18 protein-coding genes are annotated in these 20,667 nt (G+C 41.8%); 6 read left to right on the plus strand and 12 right to left on the minus strand.

The genetic code is table 11. The features are described 5' to 3' along the window. Positions 1–117: 117 nt before the first annotated feature. The 3 genes from NSQ55_RS01250 to NSQ55_RS01260 are packed head-to-tail and all read right to left on the minus strand — an operon-like array spanning position 118 to position 3,324. A complete protein-coding gene (locus NSQ55_RS01250) occupies positions 118–1,503 on the minus strand; it encodes a sugar ABC transporter substrate-binding protein (RefSeq protein WP_076186240.1) in 1,386 nt (461 codons plus the stop codon). Between the two features lie 52 nt (positions 1,504–1,555). Continuing rightward, positions 1,556–2,434: a carbohydrate ABC transporter permease gene (locus NSQ55_RS01255; protein WP_038568194.1), complete on the minus strand. Its 879-nt coding sequence runs from the start codon at positions 2,432–2,434 to the stop codon at positions 1,556–1,558. Continuing rightward, a complete protein-coding gene (locus tag NSQ55_RS01260; protein ID WP_036687229.1) occupies positions 2,431–3,324 on the minus strand; it encodes a sugar ABC transporter permease in 894 nt (297 codons plus the stop codon). Before NSQ55_RS01260 ends, NSQ55_RS01255 begins: the two co-directional genes overlap by 4 nt. A 361-nt stretch (positions 3,325–3,685) precedes the next feature. Between NSQ55_RS01260 and NSQ55_RS01265 the strand changes: the two genes are divergently transcribed. Beyond that, on the plus strand, positions 3,686–4,483 hold the full coding sequence (locus NSQ55_RS01265; protein ID WP_339170782.1) for a hypothetical protein: 798 nt from the start codon (positions 3,686–3,688) through the stop codon (positions 4,481–4,483). On the opposite strand, the gene NSQ55_RS01270 is transcribed toward NSQ55_RS01265, so the two are convergent. The 3 genes from NSQ55_RS01270 to NSQ55_RS01280 are packed head-to-tail and all read right to left on the minus strand — an operon-like array spanning position 4,478 to position 7,606. Next, complete coding sequence (locus NSQ55_RS01270) at positions 4,478–5,827, minus strand: Mur ligase family protein (protein ID WP_339170784.1); 1,350 nt, start codon at positions 5,825–5,827, stop codon at positions 4,478–4,480. The two genes, NSQ55_RS01265 and NSQ55_RS01270, sit on opposite strands and share 6 nt — an antisense overlap. 14 nt (positions 5,828–5,841) lie before the next feature. Further along, positions 5,842–6,990 (minus strand): hypothetical protein, encoded by a 1,149-nt coding sequence (locus NSQ55_RS01275; RefSeq protein WP_339170786.1) that lies wholly within the window; start codon positions 6,988–6,990, stop codon positions 5,842–5,844. Then, on the minus strand, positions 6,956–7,606 hold the full coding sequence (locus tag NSQ55_RS01280) for an N-formylglutamate amidohydrolase (RefSeq protein WP_339170788.1): 651 nt from the start codon (positions 7,604–7,606) through the stop codon (positions 6,956–6,958). The genes NSQ55_RS01275 and NSQ55_RS01280 overlap by 35 nt, the downstream gene beginning before the upstream one ends. A 333-nt stretch (positions 7,607–7,939) precedes the next feature. On the opposite strand from NSQ55_RS01280, the gene NSQ55_RS01285 reads away from it, so the two are divergent. The 4 genes from NSQ55_RS01285 to NSQ55_RS01300 all read left to right on the plus strand — a co-directional run bounded on the left by NSQ55_RS01285 (position 7,940) and on the right by NSQ55_RS01300 (position 12,354). Continuing rightward, a complete protein-coding gene (locus NSQ55_RS01285; protein ID WP_076186229.1) occupies positions 7,940–9,322 on the plus strand; it encodes an ABC transporter substrate-binding protein in 1,383 nt (460 codons plus the stop codon). 160 nt (positions 9,323–9,482) lie between these two features. Then, on the plus strand, positions 9,483–10,325 hold the full coding sequence (locus tag NSQ55_RS01290; RefSeq protein ID WP_036687240.1) for a sugar ABC transporter permease: 843 nt from the start codon (positions 9,483–9,485) through the stop codon (positions 10,323–10,325). After that, complete coding sequence (locus NSQ55_RS01295) at positions 10,325–11,158, plus strand: carbohydrate ABC transporter permease (RefSeq protein WP_036687243.1); 834 nt, start codon at positions 10,325–10,327, stop codon at positions 11,156–11,158. Before NSQ55_RS01290 ends, NSQ55_RS01295 begins: the two co-directional genes overlap by 1 nt. A 164-nt stretch (positions 11,159–11,322) precedes the next feature. Next, positions 11,323–12,354 (plus strand): LacI family DNA-binding transcriptional regulator, encoded by a 1,032-nt coding sequence (locus tag NSQ55_RS01300; RefSeq protein ID WP_248549181.1) that lies wholly within the window; start codon positions 11,323–11,325, stop codon positions 12,352–12,354. A 394-nt stretch (positions 12,355–12,748) separates the two neighbouring features. On the opposite strand, the gene NSQ55_RS01305 is transcribed toward NSQ55_RS01300, so the two are convergent. From NSQ55_RS01305 to udk, 5 genes are all read right to left on the minus strand, one after another. Next, entirely contained in the window at positions 12,749–12,979 is a 231-nt protein-coding gene (locus NSQ55_RS01305) for a hypothetical protein (RefSeq protein ID WP_254847760.1), read from the minus strand. A gap of 340 nt (positions 12,980–13,319) precedes the next feature. Beyond that, on the minus strand, positions 13,320–14,519 hold the full coding sequence (locus NSQ55_RS01310; RefSeq protein WP_076282650.1) for a Ger(x)C family spore germination protein: 1,200 nt from the start codon (positions 14,517–14,519) through the stop codon (positions 13,320–13,322). A gap of 50 nt (positions 14,520–14,569) precedes the next feature. Beyond that, complete coding sequence (locus tag NSQ55_RS01315; RefSeq protein ID WP_339170795.1) at positions 14,570–15,682, minus strand: endospore germination permease; 1,113 nt, start codon at positions 15,680–15,682, stop codon at positions 14,570–14,572. Between the two features lie 48 nt (positions 15,683–15,730). Next, on the minus strand, positions 15,731–17,323 hold the full coding sequence (locus tag NSQ55_RS01320; RefSeq protein ID WP_339170797.1) for a spore germination protein: 1,593 nt from the start codon (positions 17,321–17,323) through the stop codon (positions 15,731–15,733). 146 nt (positions 17,324–17,469) lie between these two features. Beyond that, positions 17,470–18,096 carry a uridine kinase gene (udk, locus tag NSQ55_RS01325; RefSeq protein WP_036687251.1) on the minus strand — a complete coding sequence of 209 codons (627 nt, stop codon included), beginning with the start codon at positions 18,094–18,096 and terminating at the stop codon, positions 17,470–17,472. Between the two features lie 157 nt (positions 18,097–18,253). Here udk and NSQ55_RS01330 point away from each other — a divergent pair, with 157 nt between their 5' ends. Continuing rightward, complete coding sequence (locus tag NSQ55_RS01330) at positions 18,254–19,354, plus strand: beta-eliminating lyase-related protein (protein ID WP_339170799.1); 1,101 nt, start codon at positions 18,254–18,256, stop codon at positions 19,352–19,354. Here NSQ55_RS01330 and NSQ55_RS01335 read toward each other — a convergent pair. Further along, positions 19,340–20,656, minus strand: a complete 1,317-nt coding sequence (locus tag NSQ55_RS01335; protein WP_339170800.1) for a glycosyltransferase family A protein — start codon at positions 20,654–20,656, stop codon at positions 19,340–19,342. The two genes, NSQ55_RS01330 and NSQ55_RS01335, sit on opposite strands and share 15 nt — an antisense overlap. Positions 20,657–20,667 lie beyond the last annotated feature (11 nt).

The following is a 20,667-nucleotide window of genomic DNA, read 5'->3' on the forward strand; positions in this document are numbered from 1 at the left end:
CAGATTTTCCGATCCTGTTTTCTACTTTCAGTATACAGGGTTGGCAGACTGTCCGCTAAACGTATGATTTCACGCAGGTATACCGTCCCTAAAGGGGGCGGTATACCTGCCAAACAGTTATCGCTGAATGATCTCTGTAACCTTCTTCTGAATCGTCGCCATCACCTCTTCAACCGTCTTATGTCCAGTTTCTACTGGCTGCAATTCATTAATGAACATGTCATTAATTTGCGAGTAGTTGGTGATTAAGTGGTTATAGGATTCGAAGCCGTAGTTAACAGCACCCTCGTAGACATTTTTGATATCCTGTGGATCGATACCTTCAAAATGTTTATAGTAAGCTTCTGCAGCTTCGGTGTTGACTGGTGGGTTACCGCCACTAAGCTCAATGGATTTCTCTTGCACTTCGCTTGTGATCAGGTATTTGATCCATTCAAAAGCTTCCTTCGGATGTTTGGAGTCCTTCAAGATCAGCAGCGGATCGACATAAAGGGTGCTGCGTACCTTTTCGTTTCCTCCCCATGGTACAGCGGCTACGCCAATTTTGAAGGGGAAGTCATTTGCACCTGCAAGGTTCCATGAGCCTCCGATAGACATGCCGATTTTACCAGCAACAAAGGGGTCGCCGTTCTGTCCAGCTACACTTTTGCTCCATTCGGAAGAAGGAGAGACTTTATCCTTAAAGACAAGATCAAATAGCTTGTTGTAGGCAGCGATCACTTCAGGGGAGTCAAAATAAGTCTCGGAAGGCACGCCGCCATTAGTCCATGTATCTTCTGAGTAAGGCTCCGCTCCAAAATATAACGGCCGCATATCGCGTTCGGACCAAGTGAAGTCTACGCCATATTGAGTTTTGGCGATATCATCGGATACAAGCGTCATTTGTTTAGCTTCGTCGACCATTTTTTCAAACGTCCAGCTCTTATCTTCATAATCGCTTGTTGGATAAGTCAGTTTGGCAGCATCAAACATGTCTTTGTTATAGAGCATTAAGGTGACATACATATTGACCGGGATGCCGTAAGTGTGATCTTTAACCTTGTAGATACCCATTAGATTCTCTGGGATACTATAATCCTCTGCCTTGAAACCATCCTCTTTCATAAGGTCGGTCATATCGAACAACATACCCTTATTGTAGTATTCTGCGAAACCTCCATACCCCCAGTGACTTGTCACGTCGGGCGATTTGCCGCCGGCAATTAGCGTTTGCAGCTTGCTGTCGAACTGCTCATAGGGCGCTTTTTCCACTTTCACTTTAATATTCGGATGCTGCTTCTCGAAATCAGGGATTAATTTTTCGACAAATGTGCGGTCTTCTGAATCTATTGTGTAATGGGTAATCGTTACCGTTTCTGCTTTGCCTCCAGAATTAGTAGAGTCACCGTTTCCTCCAGATAGGGCGTTACCCGCCGATTTGCCGCCGCTACAGCCTGATAAGGCTAGAACAACGAGCATGGTTGCTGCAAGTAAAAGCGCAATACTTTTCCTGTTCTTGTTCATTAGCTAAACCCTCCATGATTTCAAGTATATTTGGCCGCCTTATGGCGGATTATTACTTAATCCCTGTAAGTACAATCCCTTCGACGAACTGTTTCTGGGCTACAGCAAACAGCGTAACGATTGGGACCATAGCTAGAACTGAAGCAACCATTAGCAGATGCCAAGGTGGAATGCGGAACCTCGATGAGGTAAGAGAAGCCATCCCGACGGGTAGCGTGAACTTATCTGATGAGCTTAAGTAAAGCACTGGCGTAAGCAGATCATTCCAGTTGTAGATAAAAGCAAAGATAGCTACGGTTGCAAGTGCAGGTTTGGAGAGTGGGATTGCTATGGTAGCCCACATCCGTATTTCACCACAGCCATCAATGCGTCCGGCATCAAACAGCTCTTCAGGCAATGTGGAGAAGAATTGGCGCAGCAGAAAAATATTATAGGCTGAGCCGAAGAAAGCAGGCACGATCAGGGGTAAAAAGGTATCTATCCAGTTCATTTGCGAAAAGAGTACAAATTGCGGAATCATAATGGCCGGATAGGGTAACATCATGGTGCTCAGCAGCAGGATGAACCACACCTGATTACCTGTACCTCTGAATCTGGCGAATCCATAGGCAACCAGCGCCGAAGAAATCAAGGTTCCCACAACACTAAAGCCGGCGATAATCAGACTGTTTTTATAAAGAGTACCGAACTGCAGGGTATCAAATATTTCTGTGTAATTGCTCCACTGCCAGCTCTCCGGAAGAAAGGTGGGTGGGAACTTCAGCATCTCGCGTTTGGACTTAAGTGAAGTGGAGACCATGAAGAACAAAGGAAGCAGCATCAGAAATGTTGTAACTACTAGAGTAATAAAGCTGAAAATCTTAACAGGCTCCGCTTTCCGGCGGCGTTTGGTTCCTTTAGTCCGGGGGCTTAGCGCTCTGACTGTACTCATTTGCGTCCGCCTCCTTCATAGTGAACATAACGGTTAGACAATTTCATAATTAGTGCGGTGCAGAGCATAACTACGATAAGGAGCACCCATGCCAAGGCTGAGGAATAACCGGCACGATATTCTTTGAAAGCGCTGGTGTAGAGATTATAGACATAGAACCAGGTAGAGTAATTCGGCCCCCCTTGAGTCATGACAAAAGCTTGGGTAAAGACTTGGAAGGAATCAATCAGTCCCATAATCAGTTGGAAGAGCAGCACGGGAGAGATCATCGGTAAGGTAATGTTCAGGAAGATTCTGAAGCGCCCGGCACCGTCAAGGTTAGCGGCTTCGATCAAGCTAGCCGGTACGCCTTGCAGACCTGCGAGGAATAAAATCATTCCTGAGCCTGCTGTCCAGAAAGTCATGATGATCAAGGCATATAGTGCAGTGTCTGGGTTCATCAGCCAAGCCGGTCCATGAATGCCGAACCAGGAAAGGATGTAATTGAAGAGCCCGATCTGCGGGTTGAAGATCCAGTACCACAGCAGGGACATGGCCACGCCGGATACCATGCTTGGAAAATACATTGCTGTTCTGAAAAAGCCGCGCAGAGGAATGGTCTGGTGAAGCAATAGTGCAAAGCCAAGACCGAGCGCAAGCTGGATAGGTACACCGATGAAGGTATATCTCAGCGTGACAACCACCGATTTCCAGAACAGGTCATTGTGAAACATCTCTGTGTAGTTAGCGAGCCCGATAAATTTAGGTGGGTGTATGATGTCATAATCAGTAAAGCTGAAGTAAAGCGATGATAAGATAGGATAAAGGGCGAATACTAGGAAGCCGATAATCCAAGGAGAAATGAACAGATACATGTAGAACGTCTGCCGCCTGTTCTCGCGATTGATCATGACACACCAACCTCTCGTTTTAAAGTATAAGCGCTTTAACTTTTAATCATACTAACACTATTAATTAGCAATAATACTAGGTACCTAGAGATTAAAGTTTAACCGCTTTAACTTTTTGATTCGCTTTAATAAGCTTATCATAGAGGATGATCACTAAATAATCAACACTTATTTTAACTATAAAAGCGCTGTCAGTCATTAAACGTAACATACAGTCTGTCATTTTTGTGAAAAAGGGACCTGAAATAAGATTCGGGAGATTATTGTGTTAACTATTATAACGTAATTTTATTATTTTTTATTAATATTCCTCATGCTATGATTAGGTTTGGTCATATTTTGTTAGAAATGAGGAAACTGAATGACGACTAGACCTTACTTAAAAATGATCCAGCATTCTGTTACAGCCTCAGGGATTAGCTTTGAGGAAATTACACCGAATTTCGTATATAGAGCGACAGATGGAGTGAAATCATTTGTGATGGTAGACGCTGAGATCGGACTAAACAACAGTGCTTCTACGATCATTGCCATGAGTAAATCTCTAACTTATGATGTTTTGCATAAGGCGAATATCCCAGCCGTAGAACATATTTATTTGCCGCATCCAGACTCCAAATTTAGCAATTTGAATCCTTATCCATTGGCTGAGCGTTATTTCCAAGCGTGCAATGGGGAGGTAGTTATGAAGCAGGATAACGGGGCGCAGGGCAATCATGTGTACAAAATCAATGAGATAGCCGATCTGCATGAAAAGCTGGATTTATTATTTTCTTTACAGCTTAATGGGGCAATAGGTCCTTATTATGAAGCGGAGATTGAGTATAGAATTGTAACTTTTAATCATCAGGCGCGTGTATTCCTTGGCAAAAAAAGAGTTCGTTCGTGGAAGCACAATTTGATTAACGGAGCTGTTACGATTGAGGTGAAAGATCAGGTCAAACAAGAGGCGCTGGCGGAGCTTGCCTCCCGGACCTCTAAAGCGCTGGGCCTTGATTTCTGCTCAGTAGATATCTTAGAGACAAATCAAGGCTTGTTGGTGATCGAAGTCAATCATAAGGTAATGTTAGATGAATATTGCAAGCAAAATCCAAGTGAAGTACCTGGCCTCTCAGACCTTTACAAGGAAGTTATTCTTCAGCGTATGAATCAGTTATAAGCCGATATTCAGCAGCGATTGCCCGAATAATCTTTTGGCATTTCCGATTAGAGTTTGCGTACCCACGATTACAATAATCTCGGAAGGTGATTGTTCTTTAACATACGTGAGAGCGTCCTCTAAATAAGGGAATTCGGAACTTTTTTCGAGAAAACTTTTAGCGATAAGCGGAGCATCCGTAGGGAAAATTAGATGGCTTATATCGGGTTTGGTTACGATTAGTTGATCCGAGACTGTACTCATGACTTCGATGACCCCTGTGTAATCTTTATCCTTAGGGACACCGATGATGGATGTGACGGTACGGCTGCGCTCAGGATTCACTAATTGAATAAGTTCAGCCAGATAGCTTGCAGAATCTCTATGAATAGCTCCGTCAATAATCGTCAGTGGGTCATGACAGATAACTTCACAACGTCCCGGCCATTGTAATTGTTCAAAACAGTGATGTACGATCTCCTGATCAAGGGGTCCCCCTGTAATCTCTTCACAAAGTGCGACTGCGCTGGCAGCATTGACCGCTTGAAACTGTCCCAATAGCGGAAGGGTCAAGGCTAGATAAACGGCTGGCTTCGTCCGGACATCAAAAGTAGTTCCGACAGAAGTGGTTGTGATAGATTCAGCTAAAAACTGTTCTTCATAATATTGCACAGGGTTGGAGGAGAGGTTGTCCTTCATGATCGCAAGAACGTCGGATTTCTGTTTGCTAACATAGACGTTTGTTGTGTTGTTTTTGACAATCCCCAGCTTGTGCAGTGTAATGCTGTTCAGATCAGGTCCCAAATGGGCTACATGCTCTTCCATAATCGGGGTAATGACAGCCCAGTCATTGCTCAGGACATTGGTGTCATCAAACCTTCCTCCTCTACCGCATTCAATCACATTGATATCTGTACCCTTCTCCTTAAAGTACAAAGCCGCAATAGCCAAAGCAACCCCAACCGGACCTTGATATTCATCAGCAGCAAGCTGCTCTTCGATCTGGTGGAAGCCCCCGCGAATTACATTACCTAATCGTACAAAATCTTCTGTGGCTATTGCCTGCCCATTGATCCGGATTCTTTCGTTGAAATCTACCAGGTGAGGGGAGGTGAATAACCCCACTTTATATCCCAAGTGACTTAACAGAGAGGAAATAAATCTAGAGGTGGAGCCCTTACCTTTACTGCCTGTGACCAGTATGTATTTTTGATTGCGATCGGGACTTCCAACTGCATCCAGTAATGCTCTGGTTAACTCCGGTTTTCTAACTTCTTCATCCAAAGTTTCTGTAATGTTGTTAATGGCCCTTAGGTAAGAGCTGTAGATCATATCTTCTACTTGGGATTGTGAAGTGAATTCCACGGAAATCCCTCCATTTAATTAATTTTGGCGCGTTCCTCAGATAGTGTTGTGTAGATGATAATCGGAAGTAACACAAGAGAAATGATGACGGTCAGAGCGATGCTCCAGTTCAAATCTTTATATAGCTGTACTATGGTGAACAACAAAGCGATAACAGGTAAGACCAGTTTGTTTAAGTGCTTTAGGAATAAGGAGTACATACTTCTTTTTACGGTAACTGATGTGCCGATGCTTGGGATTTCTAACTCGTTACGCGATAAGGCGGTGATCCCGATAAATAAGTGGCTGTCGATAAATTTAAGCTGCTCATTATCCGCATGAAGCTTGACTGACTGGGCAATATGCTCCGTATCGATGTCTAAGATGGGGATGGTGATTTGTTTGGAATTATAGGAGATCACGATCTGATCTGTTTCTTCCATGCCTAGCAGTTTTCTAACATTCGGATGAATTCTGCATAAATTCTGGTGCTCATCAAAAGGGTAAGGATGACCCACTCTGAGGGTGAGCTCTCTTTTGCCAATAAAAAAGTTCCCTAATGCACTTAAGGGTCGTTGGATCAGTTGATTTATAAGTTTATGTATGCCTGGCTTGGGTTGAGAACGCGTCCTAGCGCGAGTAATGATTAATGGGTCATGCCCCTCGGAATGGGTTTCAAGCAATAACATAATGTATCTGTTGAAGTAAAGGGTATTCGGTTTGGCTGTGCTATCTTCTCGTAAAGTTAGGTTTACCCGGAAGCCATTTTTGGGATTGATAAGTTCTACTTGATTCGTATATTTACGGACGAGTGCTGGACAGGCTTTTACATAGGGTTTGGCAATCTCGTCCACTTTAGGAATTCCCCGAAGAACTGTGTCGTATTCTGGCTTCGTTATTGTTAATCCTGTAGTCAGGCAGTCCCCGAGCTTGTCCTTTGCCCGCTTGGATAATTGGATTGTACCTCTTGGCACCTCATCTGCCGATAAAATTAAACAGCTGGCTTTGACACCATTCTCTGCTGTAAGATCAACGAAGATATGCTGGACTAAACCTAATTCCTTTAACTCTTCGGAGTTCATTGTGATTTCTTCACGAGGTTGAAGGCTTTGTTTGTCTAGAATAGTAAAGGTTTGCTCGATAATAATGTCAGACACCGCCCAATAGTTTAATGATTTGTTCAAGGGAATGAATGGTTTTTTGGAATAAATCAAACGCATTCGGGTTACGATAATTTCGATTAATTTCAATTTGAATACTTTGAACTAACAATTCCTTAGCGCAATATGAAGTAATCGTTCCAGGATGGGATGCAGAAAATGTATGATTTTGTCGAACATTGGTAATACCATTATTGTTAAAGATGCCTATGACGTCATTTAAATTATTCTCTCGTATAGAGGTTCCGTACAGTGTCCCTAGGTCAATATCAAACTCTCGAAGTTTGGAAGCTCCGTGCAGATCGATCACAAACTGAATGCGATGTTCTTTGACAAGCGCTCGTAGCGCAGCCTTATATTCTCCACCTAAGATGTAATTTGGGTCTTCTTTGGAGAAGCTATTTGAATAAATACAGTAGCAATTAGTGAGCTTTTGTAACAAGAGGGCAAGGGAGCCTGTATACATGTCAGCTGGTTTTACAGCATGTTCTCGAAAATGGTTAATGGCATGTGGAGCTGAGACAAGTACAGGAAGGGAGCCTTCTACAATCGAGTAGGGGGGATCTACCCCGATATCGCCAAAATAATTATTATTGGAGAATTGTAGCTCATACTGTTCGATCAGAGATAAAATATGCAATCACCTATTCATAGTTATTTAATGGGTCTTTAACCATTAGTATGTCCTAAGCATTCACCATTCATGAATAAGGATGAATCTATTATAACGCTTGCAAGGTTTGGCGTGGGCAGTTTTTCCATAAAATAATTCTAAAAGATTGGCTATTGAAAAGTTCAAAATGGTGTGCTAATATTTCAATTGAAAACGTTACCGATAAGGATACCGAGAAGGATACCAAAAAAGAAGCTGGGGATTACTTAAGCAAATGAAAACGCTGACATAATTTTCGCTAACAGCATCGGAACGTCTTCATGCGAAGTAATCTAATAAAAAGTACGAGGGGGAAGAAGAATGAAGAATATCAAAAAATATTTAGGGCTCATGTTAGTAATGTCTATGGTTGTTGTCTTAGCGGCAGGATGTGGGAATAAAGAAAATAATTCTGCAACCAATGATGGAAACGCTACATCTGGTAAAAAAGGGTCAGTTTATTTCTTGAACTTCAAACCTGAGATTGCAGAAATATATGAAAAGATCGCTAAGGATTACGAAGCAGAAACAGGAGTTAAGGTAAAAGTCGTAACGGCTGCTGCGGGTACTTACGAAACTAAATTGAAATCCGAAATCTCCAAGTCTGAAGCGCCAACTATTTTCCAAATTAACGGACCTGTTGGTTTTCAATCCTGGAAAGATTACACCTTGGATTTGAAAGATACTAAGCTTTACAGCTATCTGTCTGACAAAAGCTTGGCTGTAACTGAAGGTGAAGGCGTGTATGGTATCCCTTACGTAGTTGAAGGATACGGCATCATCTACAACGACGCAATTATGAAAAAATACTTCGCTTTGGCTGATAAAGCGGTATCGATCTCCTCCACAACTGAGATCAATAACTTCGACACTTTGAAAGCAGTAGTAGAAGATATGACGGCTAAAAAAGACCAACTGGGCATTAAAGGTGTATTCGCCTCCACTTCCCTCGCTGCTGGTGAGCAATGGAGATGGCAGACTCACCTTGCAAACTTGCCGCTGTATTATGAATTCAAAGACAATACTGAGTTTGACAACACCGTTCTTGCGGGTCTAGCTTCTAAAGAAGTTGAATTCAAATACAACGATAAATTTAAAAACATCTTCGATCTGTACATCAAGAACTCTGTAACTAAAGAATCCTTGCTGGGTAGTAAATCCGTAGCTGACTCCATGGCTGAATTTGCACTTGGTAACGCAGCTATGGTTCAAAATGGTAACTGGGCTTGGTCACAAATCAACGATGTTGACGGTAACGTAGTTAAAGCTGAAGAAATTAAATTCTTGCCTATTTACACAGGTATGGAAGGCGAAGAAAAACAAGGTCTGGCTGTAGGTACAGAAAACTATTTCGCAATCAACAGCAAAGTATCTGCTGAGAACCAACAAGCTTCTATCGCTTTCTTGGAATGGTTGTTCTCCAGTGAAAAAGGTAAAGCTTATGTGACTAACGATCTAGGTTTCATCGCTCCATTCAACACCTTTGAAGACAGCGAAAAACCAGCAGATCCACTTGCTAAAGAAGTATCTGCTTGGATGGAAAAAGATCTTACTTCTGTAGCTTGGACATTCGCAGCATTCCCAAGTGAAGAATTCAAAAACGTCTTTGGTGATGCGCTCTTGCAATACGCTCAAGGAAACAAAACTTGGGATGAAGTTGTAACCATCTTCAAGGACACTTGGAAGGCTGAAAAAGCAAAATAATAAATGCATGAAAAGATGCTTGAATAACTCTCAGTTGTCATACAGATAAAAGCTTAGTGCCACTGGGCTCCCTCGAGATTCAGTGGCACTAAGCAACAATTGGAGTGGATCTTGCTACATCTGTTTCATCATTTTCCATACTGAGATAGGAGAAGACTCCATGGAAAAATCGATAAAAAAATATTTTGCTCTTTTTGCATTACCGACCATAATAGCCTTTGGAATTGCCTTTGTGATCCCTTTTCTTTTGGGTATATATTTGTCTTTTACAGAGTTTACTACAGTCAATGATGCAACATGGATAGGGTTTGGCAATTACGCTAAAGCTTTTTCGAATCAAGAGTTTCTAAATGCACTAGGTTTCACCGTTAAATTCACAGTTTTATCTGTTCTTACTATTAATGTGTTCGCCTTCATCTTGGCGATGTTGTTAACTAGAAAGCTAAAAGGTACCAACGTATTTAGAACGATCTTCTTTATGCCTAACTTGATAGGCGGTATCGTATTAGGATACATCTGGCAGTTGATTTTTAATGGGATTTTGTACAAATTTGGTGTCACTTTGACCTCTGATGCAACGTATGGATTTTGGGGACTAATCGTTCTTATGAATTGGCAATTGATAGGGTACATGATGATTATCTATGTTGCAGGTATTCAGAATGTTCCTAAAGATATAGTAGAAGCCGCAAGAATTGATGGAGCTTCACGTTCTAAGATTTTGCGTAATGTGACTATTCCACTCGTAATGCCGTCCATTACTATTTGTTTATTCTTAACCTTATCCAATTCATTTAAATTGTTTGACCAGAACTTAGCGTTAACCGCTGGTGCTCCGTCTAAGCAGACCTCCATGTTAGCACTGGACATCTATAATACATTCTACGGAAAATCAGGATGGGAAGGTGTCGGTCAAGCGAAAGCCGTCGTATTCTTTGCTTTAGTAGCCTTAATCGCCTTAATACAACTTGTCATTACTAGAAGAAAGGAGGTTGAGAACTAATGCAAAAGACTAGAGCAAAAGACTACTCTATATTCACCATTTTGTTGGTCTTGGCCATTGCGTTCTTATCTCCTATTTTTATTGTTCTGATGAACTCCTTCAAGGGTAAGTTCTACATTAGTGATACGCCGTTCTTATTCCCTAATGAGACTACATTTGTTGGTTTAAAGAACTATACTAGTGGTGTAGCAAAGATTGATTTCTTCAGTGCCTTCGGAATGTCCTTGTTTATCACGGTATGCTCGGTGGCTGTGATCGTGTTATTTACTTCCATGACTGCATGGTACATTACCCGGGTGAAGTCCAAATTCACAGGCATGATGTATTATGCGTTTGTATTCTCGATGATCGTGCCTTTCCAAATGGTTATGTTCACAATGACTAAGACCGCAAACGTGCTGCATCTCGACAATCCGATAGGGATTATCTTAATCTATTTAGGGTTTGGATCAGGGCTGTCTGTGTTTATGTTTAGCGGATTTGTGAAGTCTATCCCGCTTGAAGTTGAAGAAGCGGTAATGATTGATGGCTGTAATCCACCTCAGGCCTTCTTTAAAGTGGTATTGCCTATCCTGAAGCCTATTGCTGTAACTGTAGCTATCCTTAATGTAATGTGGGTATGGAACGACTTCCTATTGCCAGACCTGCTGATTGGTACAGAATATAAAACGATTCCTATTGCGATCCAGTACCTAAAAGGTGGATACGGATCGATTGACATGGGAGCTATGATGGCGATGCTGGTCTTAGCTATTGTGCCAATCATCATTTTCTACCTGACTTGTCAAAAGTACATCATCGAAGGTGTCGTTGCAGGTGCGGTTAAGGGTTAAGCTTGATCTACCTCGTTAAATAAATTAATATTCATGTAAGAAGCGAGTAGGGTGTTTTTCTTGATGGGTGACCATCAGGAATCCCCTGCTTTCTTATTTTGACTATGAAGTTGAATAAGGATTAAGGAGTTTGATAGATACTAACAAGTAAAGGATAGATAGAAATGGAGAGACTGACTATTATAGACATCGCCAAATTATGCGGTGTTGGCGTGACTACTGTATCAAGGGCTATTAACAATCATCCGGATATTAATGAAGAAACAAAAGCGATGGTTATGAGGGTTATCAAAGAAAATCATTATGTCCCGAACAATAGTGCAAGAAATTTAAAACGTTCTGATTCGAAAACGATTGCAGTATTGATTAAAGGGATATCCAATCCATTTTTTAGCCCGATGATCAAAGTGTTCGAAAAAGAGATTCAACGCAAGAAATACTCCTTCATCCTACAACGAGTTGATGAGAATCAAGATGAGATCGAAGTGGCGATTGAGCTGGAGAAAGAAAAAAGGCTGAAGGGAATTGTCTTTTTAGGAGGTTTATTCTCACACTCTCAAGAGAAATTACAGCAATTAACGGTTCCATTTGTCCTTAGTACGATTGGGATGACGGAAGAGTTTGATTTGAGCGACTATTCTTCTGTATCTGTCGATGACTTTAATGAGAGCTATAAAATTGTCGACTATTTATGTAATCAGGGGCATGAGAAAATTGCGGTCATTACTGCACCAGAAGAAGATGTAAGTATCGGTAAGTTAAGATATGAAGGTTATAAAAAGGCTTTAGCCGATCATGGAATCACTTATAATGAACGGCTAGTGCGGCGGATGAAAGAGGATATCGACAGTTACAGTATGGAAAATGGGTATGCGGTTACAAAAGAATTGCTAGAGTTAGGTGAAGAGTTCACCGCTATTTTTACCTTATCAGATAGTATGGCTATCGGCGCCTGTAAGGCAATATTTGAAGCGGGCAAGCAAGTCCCGGAAGATTACTCTGTGGCTGGTTATGACGGATTGGATATTTCCTTCTATTATAATCCTTCTATTACTACCATCAAACAGCCGGTAGTGGAGATTGCGGAAGCGACGATTAAGATTCTTTTTGATCTCATCAATAAGAAGGTTAAGCATGCGCATCAGATTTTCCCGGCAGAATTAATAGTTAGAGAATCTACAAGGTCTTTATTGTAGTTTCAACAAGTGAGTATGTTTAAGTTTATTTACGAATCGGGGTGGGGAGATAGAACCGCAAGAGATTAAACCTAACGATATCAACAGCATCACACGGTTTCTCACCGCATTTGGTGATCCTACTCGGATTCGGATTGTTACGTTATTAGGGAATAAAGGTCGGCTGAATGTTGGGGAAATTGCAGGTGAATTCGAAATAAGCAGGCCAGCGATTTCACATCATCTCAAAATCCTACGGGATGCCCGCATTGTTGACCATAAAAAGAGAGGCCAGGAAGTCTATTACTGGCTGGCGCGTGAACGGCTAGCAACAAACTTTAGGGCGCTTGCTGATTTGGCAACGTCGTTTAATCATGGGGACTAAGCCATCTCAAGGGAATGGTTCAGTCCCATTTTAGGATAACCAGGCATTTACCATATCGGAGACGGGTTTATAGATAAATATCATCCATCCCAATGGGTTAGAGACCGAAATATGTAACGCATTAATAAGACTGAAGAAGGTTCCCAGCAACAGAAGAAATGAGAAAACCCACATCTCCTTGATTAATTTTTTCCTCCACATCAGGGGAACTTCAATGGCTGCTATAACGGCTACAACTATGAGAATCACTACTATACCCAATATTCACAACCTCCCAAACCATCTAGTTTCGAGATATTAAGTCTTTGCTCAGTGCTCTTCTGAACATTACTGCGCTTAGCAAAACCAAGGGTAGAAATAACCCAAAGGTTATAACATAATACACCCAATAATTATTAAAAATTCCGCTGTAATAAGTGTAATTTGGGGCTATAAGAGGTGCTAGTGCAACCAAAATCAAGAATAAAAGCATAGAAATACAAAGTTACTTTTATAAAGAAAGTTAACATCCACTGCAGAGCTATCAGGGCTTCCACCCGCTCAAAGATTCCGCCAATAGATATGCGCCTTGCGATGACATGGTTTTGTTCACTCCAATTCATCACTTCGTCTCTTCTAGGAAAGAGTTAGTCACTTTCCCTAACAGGCGAATCTTAATATCCATCTTTACGCTTATTGGAAGGTTAACAAAGGTCTCATCCCAATTGTTTCGCAGTTTCTTCCACGCCTGCGGGTTAGAACGATGGATGATTTCACCGAATCCAAAAATATCGCTTTTGTATTCATTCTGTACCTTTTTAATAGTAGTTTTGAATAAATTCTGGACTTTTTTATTGGCGATTTGTTCTAATTCGGTGATAGTTTTTGTGTCTGTCAGTTCAAGATTTCTACACTGAACCTCCCCTATATCTGATTCTATATGTTGCTCAATACTGATTTCTGGTTTGTCATTATGGATGCTGCCTTTCATTTTGGAACGGGCTTCAAATACATCAAGCGAAACCTTTTTACCTTCGGGACATTGGATATAGAAAACAGTACTCTCTACTTTATTGGTTAAATAGTTATACACTTTTGATTCCTCAGGATTTAGCCAACCAATTAATTTGTCTTCCTTGAATACGGCCAATCCGGAGTATTTCAATTCTGTTGGAGAGTCTACCGTTTCAACATTATTCGGAGTTTCTCCTACATCTACACTCCCCTCGATGACAACACCTGTTAAGACTGGATTCTTACCCTTACTGACAAGTTCTGTAATTAGGGTTCCTAATGTCACAGTAGATGTAGGTGCCCAATTTTTCTCCGAGCTTTCCAGACTGGAAAACAATCGCACGGCAGGAATCTTTTCAAGACTGGTTAATATTTTCAACGCATCTTCTGCCTTTGCATCCTTTGCCACCACTATAAAATAATCATTTCGCGTATCAGTGTCTCTTGACATGAAATCAAGAACATCGTTGATTCCCTCTTTAGCCAAATCCTCGCCAAGGACTAGGATCCGTAAATGAGAGATATAAATTTTACGTGGGCTAACGGTTGTGATTTTTCTAAGGGCTTCATATACAGTATTTCCTGTCGCTTTATAAAGGTTGACGGGTGCTTGAGGAGAGCCTCCCTTGGAGCCAGCGATTTGACTGGGTAAGACCACTTGTGCAGAAACTTGATATTGATCTCCAATTTTATCGATCCCTATTCCTACAGCAATCGCAAGATCATTTAATTCTCGGCGGCTCCAGCAACCTGTTACAAATATTTGCATGAGAATAAGAACACAAATCAGAAGCGATCTTCGTTTCATGGTTTAATCCTCCGTTAGATCTTTCGGTATTCATGTCTCCCAGCCCATCTTTAGCTTCGAGATTTTAAGTCTTTGCTCAGTGCCCTTCGAAACATTCCCACACCTAACAACACCAAAGGTAGAAATAACCCGAAGGTTATAACATAGTACACCCAATAATTATCGAATACTTTGTTGTAATAGGTGTAATTTGGCGCAATAAGAGGTGCTAGTGTAACCAAAATTAATCCTGTGGGTAGAGTTAGCACCCGGTACTCTTTTAGTTTGAATAATTGAGACAACCCCAGAACGAAAGCATAGAAGTATAAGGTAACTTCTATAAACAAGGTTAACATCCAAAGTAGTGCTATCATGGCTTCCACCCGCTCGAAGAAACCACCAACGGATATGCGCCTTGCAATGTTATAACTGGGATAGATATCCCTGGTTGTCAGATCTGGACCTAGCACTAATATGGAAATAGTAACCGTCAGGAAGATAATAATACCGCCTAAGAAACAGCCTTGTAGTAAGCCTTTGGTTATCTTTTGTTGTTGGTTTACATAAGGGAGAAACATTAGAAAAACAACCGGTTCTATAAAGGTGTAAGCCGTAATGGAAATAGACCCTCTCAACACTGGTTTTATGCCATCCTCCAATATGGGCAGTAATCTGACAATCTCCATCTGAGGAATAATTGCGACCGTCAGAATCAGAAATAGGATAATAATCATAGGTGTAAAGATCTCTCCAGCTCGTCCTATGACTTCAATACCTAGTCGTGTAGCCATAATCACGATCACCATGAATAAGATTAAAACAGCCGGAATAGGGGTTCTCGGTAATATTTCGGATGTAACGAACTCACTGAGTTCTCGCATACTTCCAACGGTGACGATAAGAAAATACATTAAGGTCAAGAGTGATAGAATAGTCCCAATCCATTTTCCAAAAGCCTTTTGAATCGCCTCAATAAGCGTTAGTTTGGGGTACAACTTTACGAACTTGCTGTACATATAGATGGCTAGTAAACCTACGATCATACCAATTAATGCGGAAATCCAGGCATTTTGTCTGGCGTAGTGTGAAGTGGAGGGAGGGATTACGAGAATGGAATCCCCGATCGTAAGGAACATAACCAGTATGGTAAGCTGGCGAGTACTTATTTTACCTTTTTCGAGCATGGCTTTCTTCACTCCAATTTATCACTTCATAGGTCAAGGTTTCAGGGGCTATTCCTCCGTGAGATCTCCCGGTTTCTCCGGTGGTGTACTCTTTTCCCGAACGATATTTTTTTTATTGATAAGTCTAGGGCGGGTAAACATAGCCCAATGCGGCATTCGGAAAAAGGTGTCCTTTTGATCGGCGAGATTATAGGGAGTAAACGGGCTCAAATAAGGAATTCCAAAGGAACGTAAGCTGCACATGTGAAGAACTATCGCAATAACGCCGATAATGATCCCAAACAATCCAAAGGATGCAGCAAGGAACATCATTGGGAAACGGAGCATTCTGATGGTCAGGGCAAGATCGAAGGATGGCAGCACAAAGCTGGAGATAGCAGTAATAGCGACGACAATAAGCATGGCAGCAGAAACAATGCCGGCATCAACTGCCGCAGTCCCAATCACTAGGGTGCCTACAATGGATACAGATTGGGCTATGGTTTGAGGCATTCGTACACTCGCTTCTCGTATAATCTCAAAGGCAAGCTCCATTAAGAGTGCTTCAATAAATGCTGGAAGCGGCACGCCCTCCCGTTGTGCGGCTAGACTGATCAGCAGGGTTGTGGGCAGCATCTCCTGATGAAAGGTAGTAATAGCTACATACAAAGATGGGGCAAGTAGTGAAATGAAAATACTGAAGTATCGAAGCATTCGTACTAAGGTGCTAACATCGGCACGTTGATAATAATCTTCCGCCGTCTGCATGAAGGAAACAAATAAGGTAGGCACCGTCATTACTATAGGAGTCCCATCTACTAATATGGCTACTTTTCCTTCCATAAGAGCAGCTGCTATAACGTCAGGGCGTTCCGTATGATGGATGGTTGGAAATGGGGTATAGGTTTCATCCTCGATTAATTCTTCGATATAGCCACTTTCCAGGATACCGTCAATGTCGATCCGATCTAAACGTGAGTGTACTTCTTGCAGAATCTCATCACTAACAATGCCATTGATATACATGAGGGCTACGTCTGTCTGTGTTACACGTCCAATTTGCTGTGTTTCTAACCAAAGATTGGGGTCTTTTATTTTCCGCCGGATTAATGCGGTATTCGTACGTAAGCTTTCTGTGAAGGCTTCCTTAGGTCCACGAATCACCGTTTCAGTGGCACTTTCCGTTACGCCACGGTCTTTCCAGTCACGCATGCCTATGGTGAACCCTTTGGTATATCCATTAAGTAAGAGGATCACATCTCCGGATAATAGAGAGGTGAATAAAGAATTGAACTCCGTCGCATCTTTAATATCCCCTACAGTGAGCATGTGATCTTTTAATAATTGATAGTTGGCTGTTTGTGTATCAAGACTTGGATCTGGAAGTTCTAAGATTAGTGATTCCAGAATGAAATCCTGAATAGCTTTACTATCCGCCAATCCATCTGTATAGAAAATAGCTGCTTTGATCTGGTGTTTGGAACCAATAAAGAATTCTCTAATCACGAGATCTGTACTATTGCCGAGTGTTGTTTTTATATATTGAATATTATCTTGAAGTTTTTCTTTAATAGGTTCCTTGGGTAATTCTTTAGTGGGGTTAGGGTGCCCTAATGAAGGGTTCTTAAAAACTTTTGTTATTGTTCTGTTCAGAAATCCCATAGTTGTTATCCCTCTTCCGCTGGTGCTGTAAATATAGCTATTACCAGAATGAGGTGGGATTATTCTGAACCATGGATGGGTCAACGCATATCAAAAAAGCCGCAGAGAGATTCTCTGCAGCTAGCTAGAAGCGCTTAATTAAGACTTTAAGACGTCCAATCGTTATATAGATGCTTCTCCGTTAGGATGGACAACAACTGAATACCAACCTCATTATGGCCACCTTCAGGGATGATCAGGTCAGCGTATTTTTTGGATGGTTCGATAAAAGCTTCATGCATGGGTTTAACTGTACTCAAATATTGATGATGGATCGACTGGATGCTCCGTCCACGTTCTTCAATATCTCTAAGGACCCGGCGGAGAATGCGTACATCAGGATCGGCATCCACGAATACCTTGATGTCGAGCATTTCACGGAGATTCTCGTCAGAAAGGACGTGGAGTCCCTCGATGATTACAATATTGTTTGGCTTCAGTTCTACCGTCTCTGTAGTGGAGCGGGCATGGACTGTAAAGTCATACACGGGAGCGAATGCGGTCTGTTCTTCGCGCAGAGATTTAAGATGCTCAATGAGCAGCTCGTTATCGAAAGCGAAAGGATGATCGTAATTAATGGATTCACGTTCAGCAAAGCTGAGATGTGAGTGATCCTTATAGTAGTTATCTTGAGATATGAAAGTTACCTTTCCCGTTCCAAGACGGTCAATGACGGAGCGGGCTACGGTTGTTTTTCCCGAGCCGGTGCCGCCGGCGATACCAATAATGAGCATGTGATTCAATAACCCTCCCTAAGATTGCCGTTGCAATTCCAATATTGTAGCACAGCGCTCATGTTTTTTCACCTTAGATCGGGTAAAATTAAGATGGGATTTTTGGAAATTCGTCTATATTAGGGACAAGGCAAATCCGGAAGGGGTTATCCAACGAATGAACGGAAAAAAAACCGTACAAGAGGCTTTTAATGAAACGGCCTATCGAATCGCAGGGAATGGGAATAGAGATGTGCAAGTGTTGAAGGAAGCCTTGGCAGCCGTAGAGAACAGTACGGCATCTGATATTTATGGAACGGGCGAAGTGATTGAAGATTTCCAGACGAAAATGGCGAATATCCTGGGCAAAGAAACCGCGGTTTTCTTTCCGAGCGGAACGATGGCGCAGCAAATCGCTTTAAGAATTTGGTGCGATGAAAAAGAGGTGAAAAAAGTAGCCTATCATCCCTTATGTCACTTGGAGATCCATGAGCAGGATGGCCTGAAGGAATTACATCATATTGAGCCTATCTTGCTTGCGGACAAGAACCGATTAATCACTTTGGAGGATGTGGCGAACCTAAAGGAGGATATCGCCTGTCTGTTGCTGGAATTACCCCAGCGCGAGATTGGTGGTCAGCTGCCAGAGTACACGGAGCTTGAAGCTATTTCTGCTCATTGCCGTGCACGCGGCATTAAATTGCATTTGGATGGGGCAAGATTATTTGAGATCCTCCCGTATTACGGGAAGTCAGCAGCTGAAATCTCTGCACTCTTTGATAGTGTGTATATATCCTTTTATAAAGGAATTGGAGGAATCGCCGGGGCAATTCTTGCAGGCAGTGAAGATTTTACGAAGCAATCAAAGATATGGAAACGGCGGCATGGTGGAGACTTAATCAGCTTATATCCGTACATCATTTCTTCTGATTATTATTTCCGGCAAAGAGAGGGCAAGATGCAGCAGTATTATGAAGGCGCGAAGGAGCTTGCTGCTTGGGTTAATCAATGTCACGACGTAACCACTCTGCCCGCTCAACCTGTCTCCAATATGTTTCACATGCATTTTCAAATGTCTAAGGAACAACTTGAACCGATTCTGTCAGCGGTGTATGAGGCGACAGGAATCGGTTTAAGCGCGGGAATAAGAGCTACCGGGGAACATACTTCTTATTGTGAGATCAGCATTGGAGACAAGTATGCCGACATCCCAAAAGAAAAGCTTAGAGAGTTTTTTCTGCTGCTCGATAAGCTAATGAGCGAATCATCTGCCGAGTAGCGTACGGAGTAAGGAGATTCGTAATAATTGTTTTTTAATAAGCTTCATGCGAAACTCATTTTTCAATTGATTGTAGATCAGCGGGCAATGGTTAAGCGCCCAATGGTACATGAATTTAAAGTCTGTAGCGTCTTTTGCAGAATTTAATAAATAGTATGAGATCGTATCGTAAGCATTATGGTTGAACCATTCCGTCATTTCCTGTGCGTTATATCCATATTTCTGCACGGCCATATTCTTAATGAGTTTTTTTTCTTCCAGATTCTCAATTAAGAATCCCTGGCTCAGATTAAAGGTGATATTGTTCCCGTGTATTCGGTACACGCCCGCAATCACATCAATGAAGCCCGCATCACCTACCAGCAGGGAACGCAAATAGATGGAAGCATCGTTGACCATATTCATATCTAGGATATCCATAGCCATTAAGGCCTCTCGTTTAAAGACAGTAGTTAAAGTAGAGGCGGGTTTTGGATATCCTTTTTTCTCGAAATTCATGAAATAATCGCGTTTCTTAATAATGCTGCTAAGCTGCAGATTGGAGATTTTTAGTTGTTTGGCTTTGGAATACTCCAGAAACACATTCGCAGCTACAAATGATATTTCGGGATGAAGGAGATGGAAGCGGACAGCTTTACTGAAATAATTCATGTCGATCAGATAATCATCATCATCGAGAAAAAGAACATATTCCCCATCACCATGTGCAGCAAAAGCTTTTCGACGATTATTTCCAGGTCCGCTATTGGTAGCATTGCGCATGTAAATGACCCGTGGCTCCGCCCCAAAGTGTTGCTGCATTAACTCTTTCGTGCCATCTGTAGAACAATCATCAATCACTGTAATCTCTTTATTGGGATAGTCCTGCATTAAGATACTTTGGATCGCTTGATATAGGAATTCTTTTCTATTATAGGTGGTGATAATGACACTGATCTTGGGAGAATCGGATAAGGATTGGACTGTTGGGTAGGAAATTTCCGTATCCGAAATGCGGCTTTCCATTTTAACCAACCCCTGAATTAAACCTGCGATATCACTGGCAACAATGTTGAATTGTTCAGACAGATAGAATTTCAAAGTATCCTCTGAAGCCCTCCCCGTCAGAAAGGCATGAATAACCTCAGATAAGGTTTCCAGATAAGGTTTGATTTGTACATTTTGTTCTTGATCTATGATCTGGCGGCATCTTTGCAATAGTTCTGTATCCTCTATTTGGATGGCGGGTGAATGGTTTATTTCGTCATTTAGGTCGTTTAGAAAGACGTAACAGGCTTGCTGCAAAACCTCGCTATGATCCATTTCCAGTCCTC

It is taken from the genome of Paenibacillus sp. FSL H7-0943, from assembly GCF_037963265.1.
Classification (GTDB): Bacteria; Bacillota; Bacilli; order Paenibacillales; family Paenibacillaceae; genus Paenibacillus_AQ; species Paenibacillus_AQ odorifer.

Coding starts and splice junctions, on each gene's coding strand:
- NSQ55_RS01300 (WP_248549181.1), top strand. CDS start 11,323: ATGGAGAGACTGACTATTATAGACATCGCCAAATTATGCGGTGTTGGC.
- NSQ55_RS01290 (WP_036687240.1), top strand. CDS start 9,483: ATGGAAAAATCGATAAAAAAATATTTTGCTCTTTTTGCATTACCGACC.
- NSQ55_RS01265 (WP_339170782.1), top strand. CDS start 3,686: ATGACGACTAGACCTTACTTAAAAATGATCCAGCATTCTGTTACAGCC.
- NSQ55_RS01310 (WP_076282650.1), bottom strand. CDS start 14,519: ATGAAACGAAGATCGCTTCTGATTTGTGTTCTTATTCTCATGCAAATA.
- udk (WP_036687251.1), bottom strand. CDS start 18,096: ATGCTCATTATTGGTATCGCCGGCGGCACCGGCTCGGGAAAAACAACC.
- NSQ55_RS01250 (WP_076186240.1), bottom strand. CDS start 1,503: ATGAACAAGAACAGGAAAAGTATTGCGCTTTTACTTGCAGCAACCATG.
- NSQ55_RS01330 (WP_339170799.1), top strand. CDS start 18,254: ATGAACGGAAAAAAAACCGTACAAGAGGCTTTTAATGAAACGGCCTAT.
- NSQ55_RS01260 (WP_036687229.1), bottom strand. CDS start 3,324: ATGATCAATCGCGAGAACAGGCGGCAGACGTTCTACATGTATCTGTTC.
- NSQ55_RS01320 (WP_339170797.1), bottom strand. CDS start 17,323: ATGGGATTTCTGAACAGAACAATAACAAAAGTTTTTAAGAACCCTTCA.
- NSQ55_RS01285 (WP_076186229.1), top strand. CDS start 7,940: ATGAAGAATATCAAAAAATATTTAGGGCTCATGTTAGTAATGTCTATG.
- NSQ55_RS01315 (WP_339170795.1), bottom strand. CDS start 15,682: ATGCTCGAAAAAGGTAAAATAAGTACTCGCCAGCTTACCATACTGGTT.
- NSQ55_RS01335 (WP_339170800.1), bottom strand. CDS start 20,656: ATGGATCATAGCGAGGTTTTGCAGCAAGCCTGTTACGTCTTTCTAAAC.
- NSQ55_RS01295 (WP_036687243.1), top strand. CDS start 10,325: ATGCAAAAGACTAGAGCAAAAGACTACTCTATATTCACCATTTTGTTG.
- NSQ55_RS01255 (WP_038568194.1), bottom strand. CDS start 2,434: ATGAGTACAGTCAGAGCGCTAAGCCCCCGGACTAAAGGAACCAAACGC.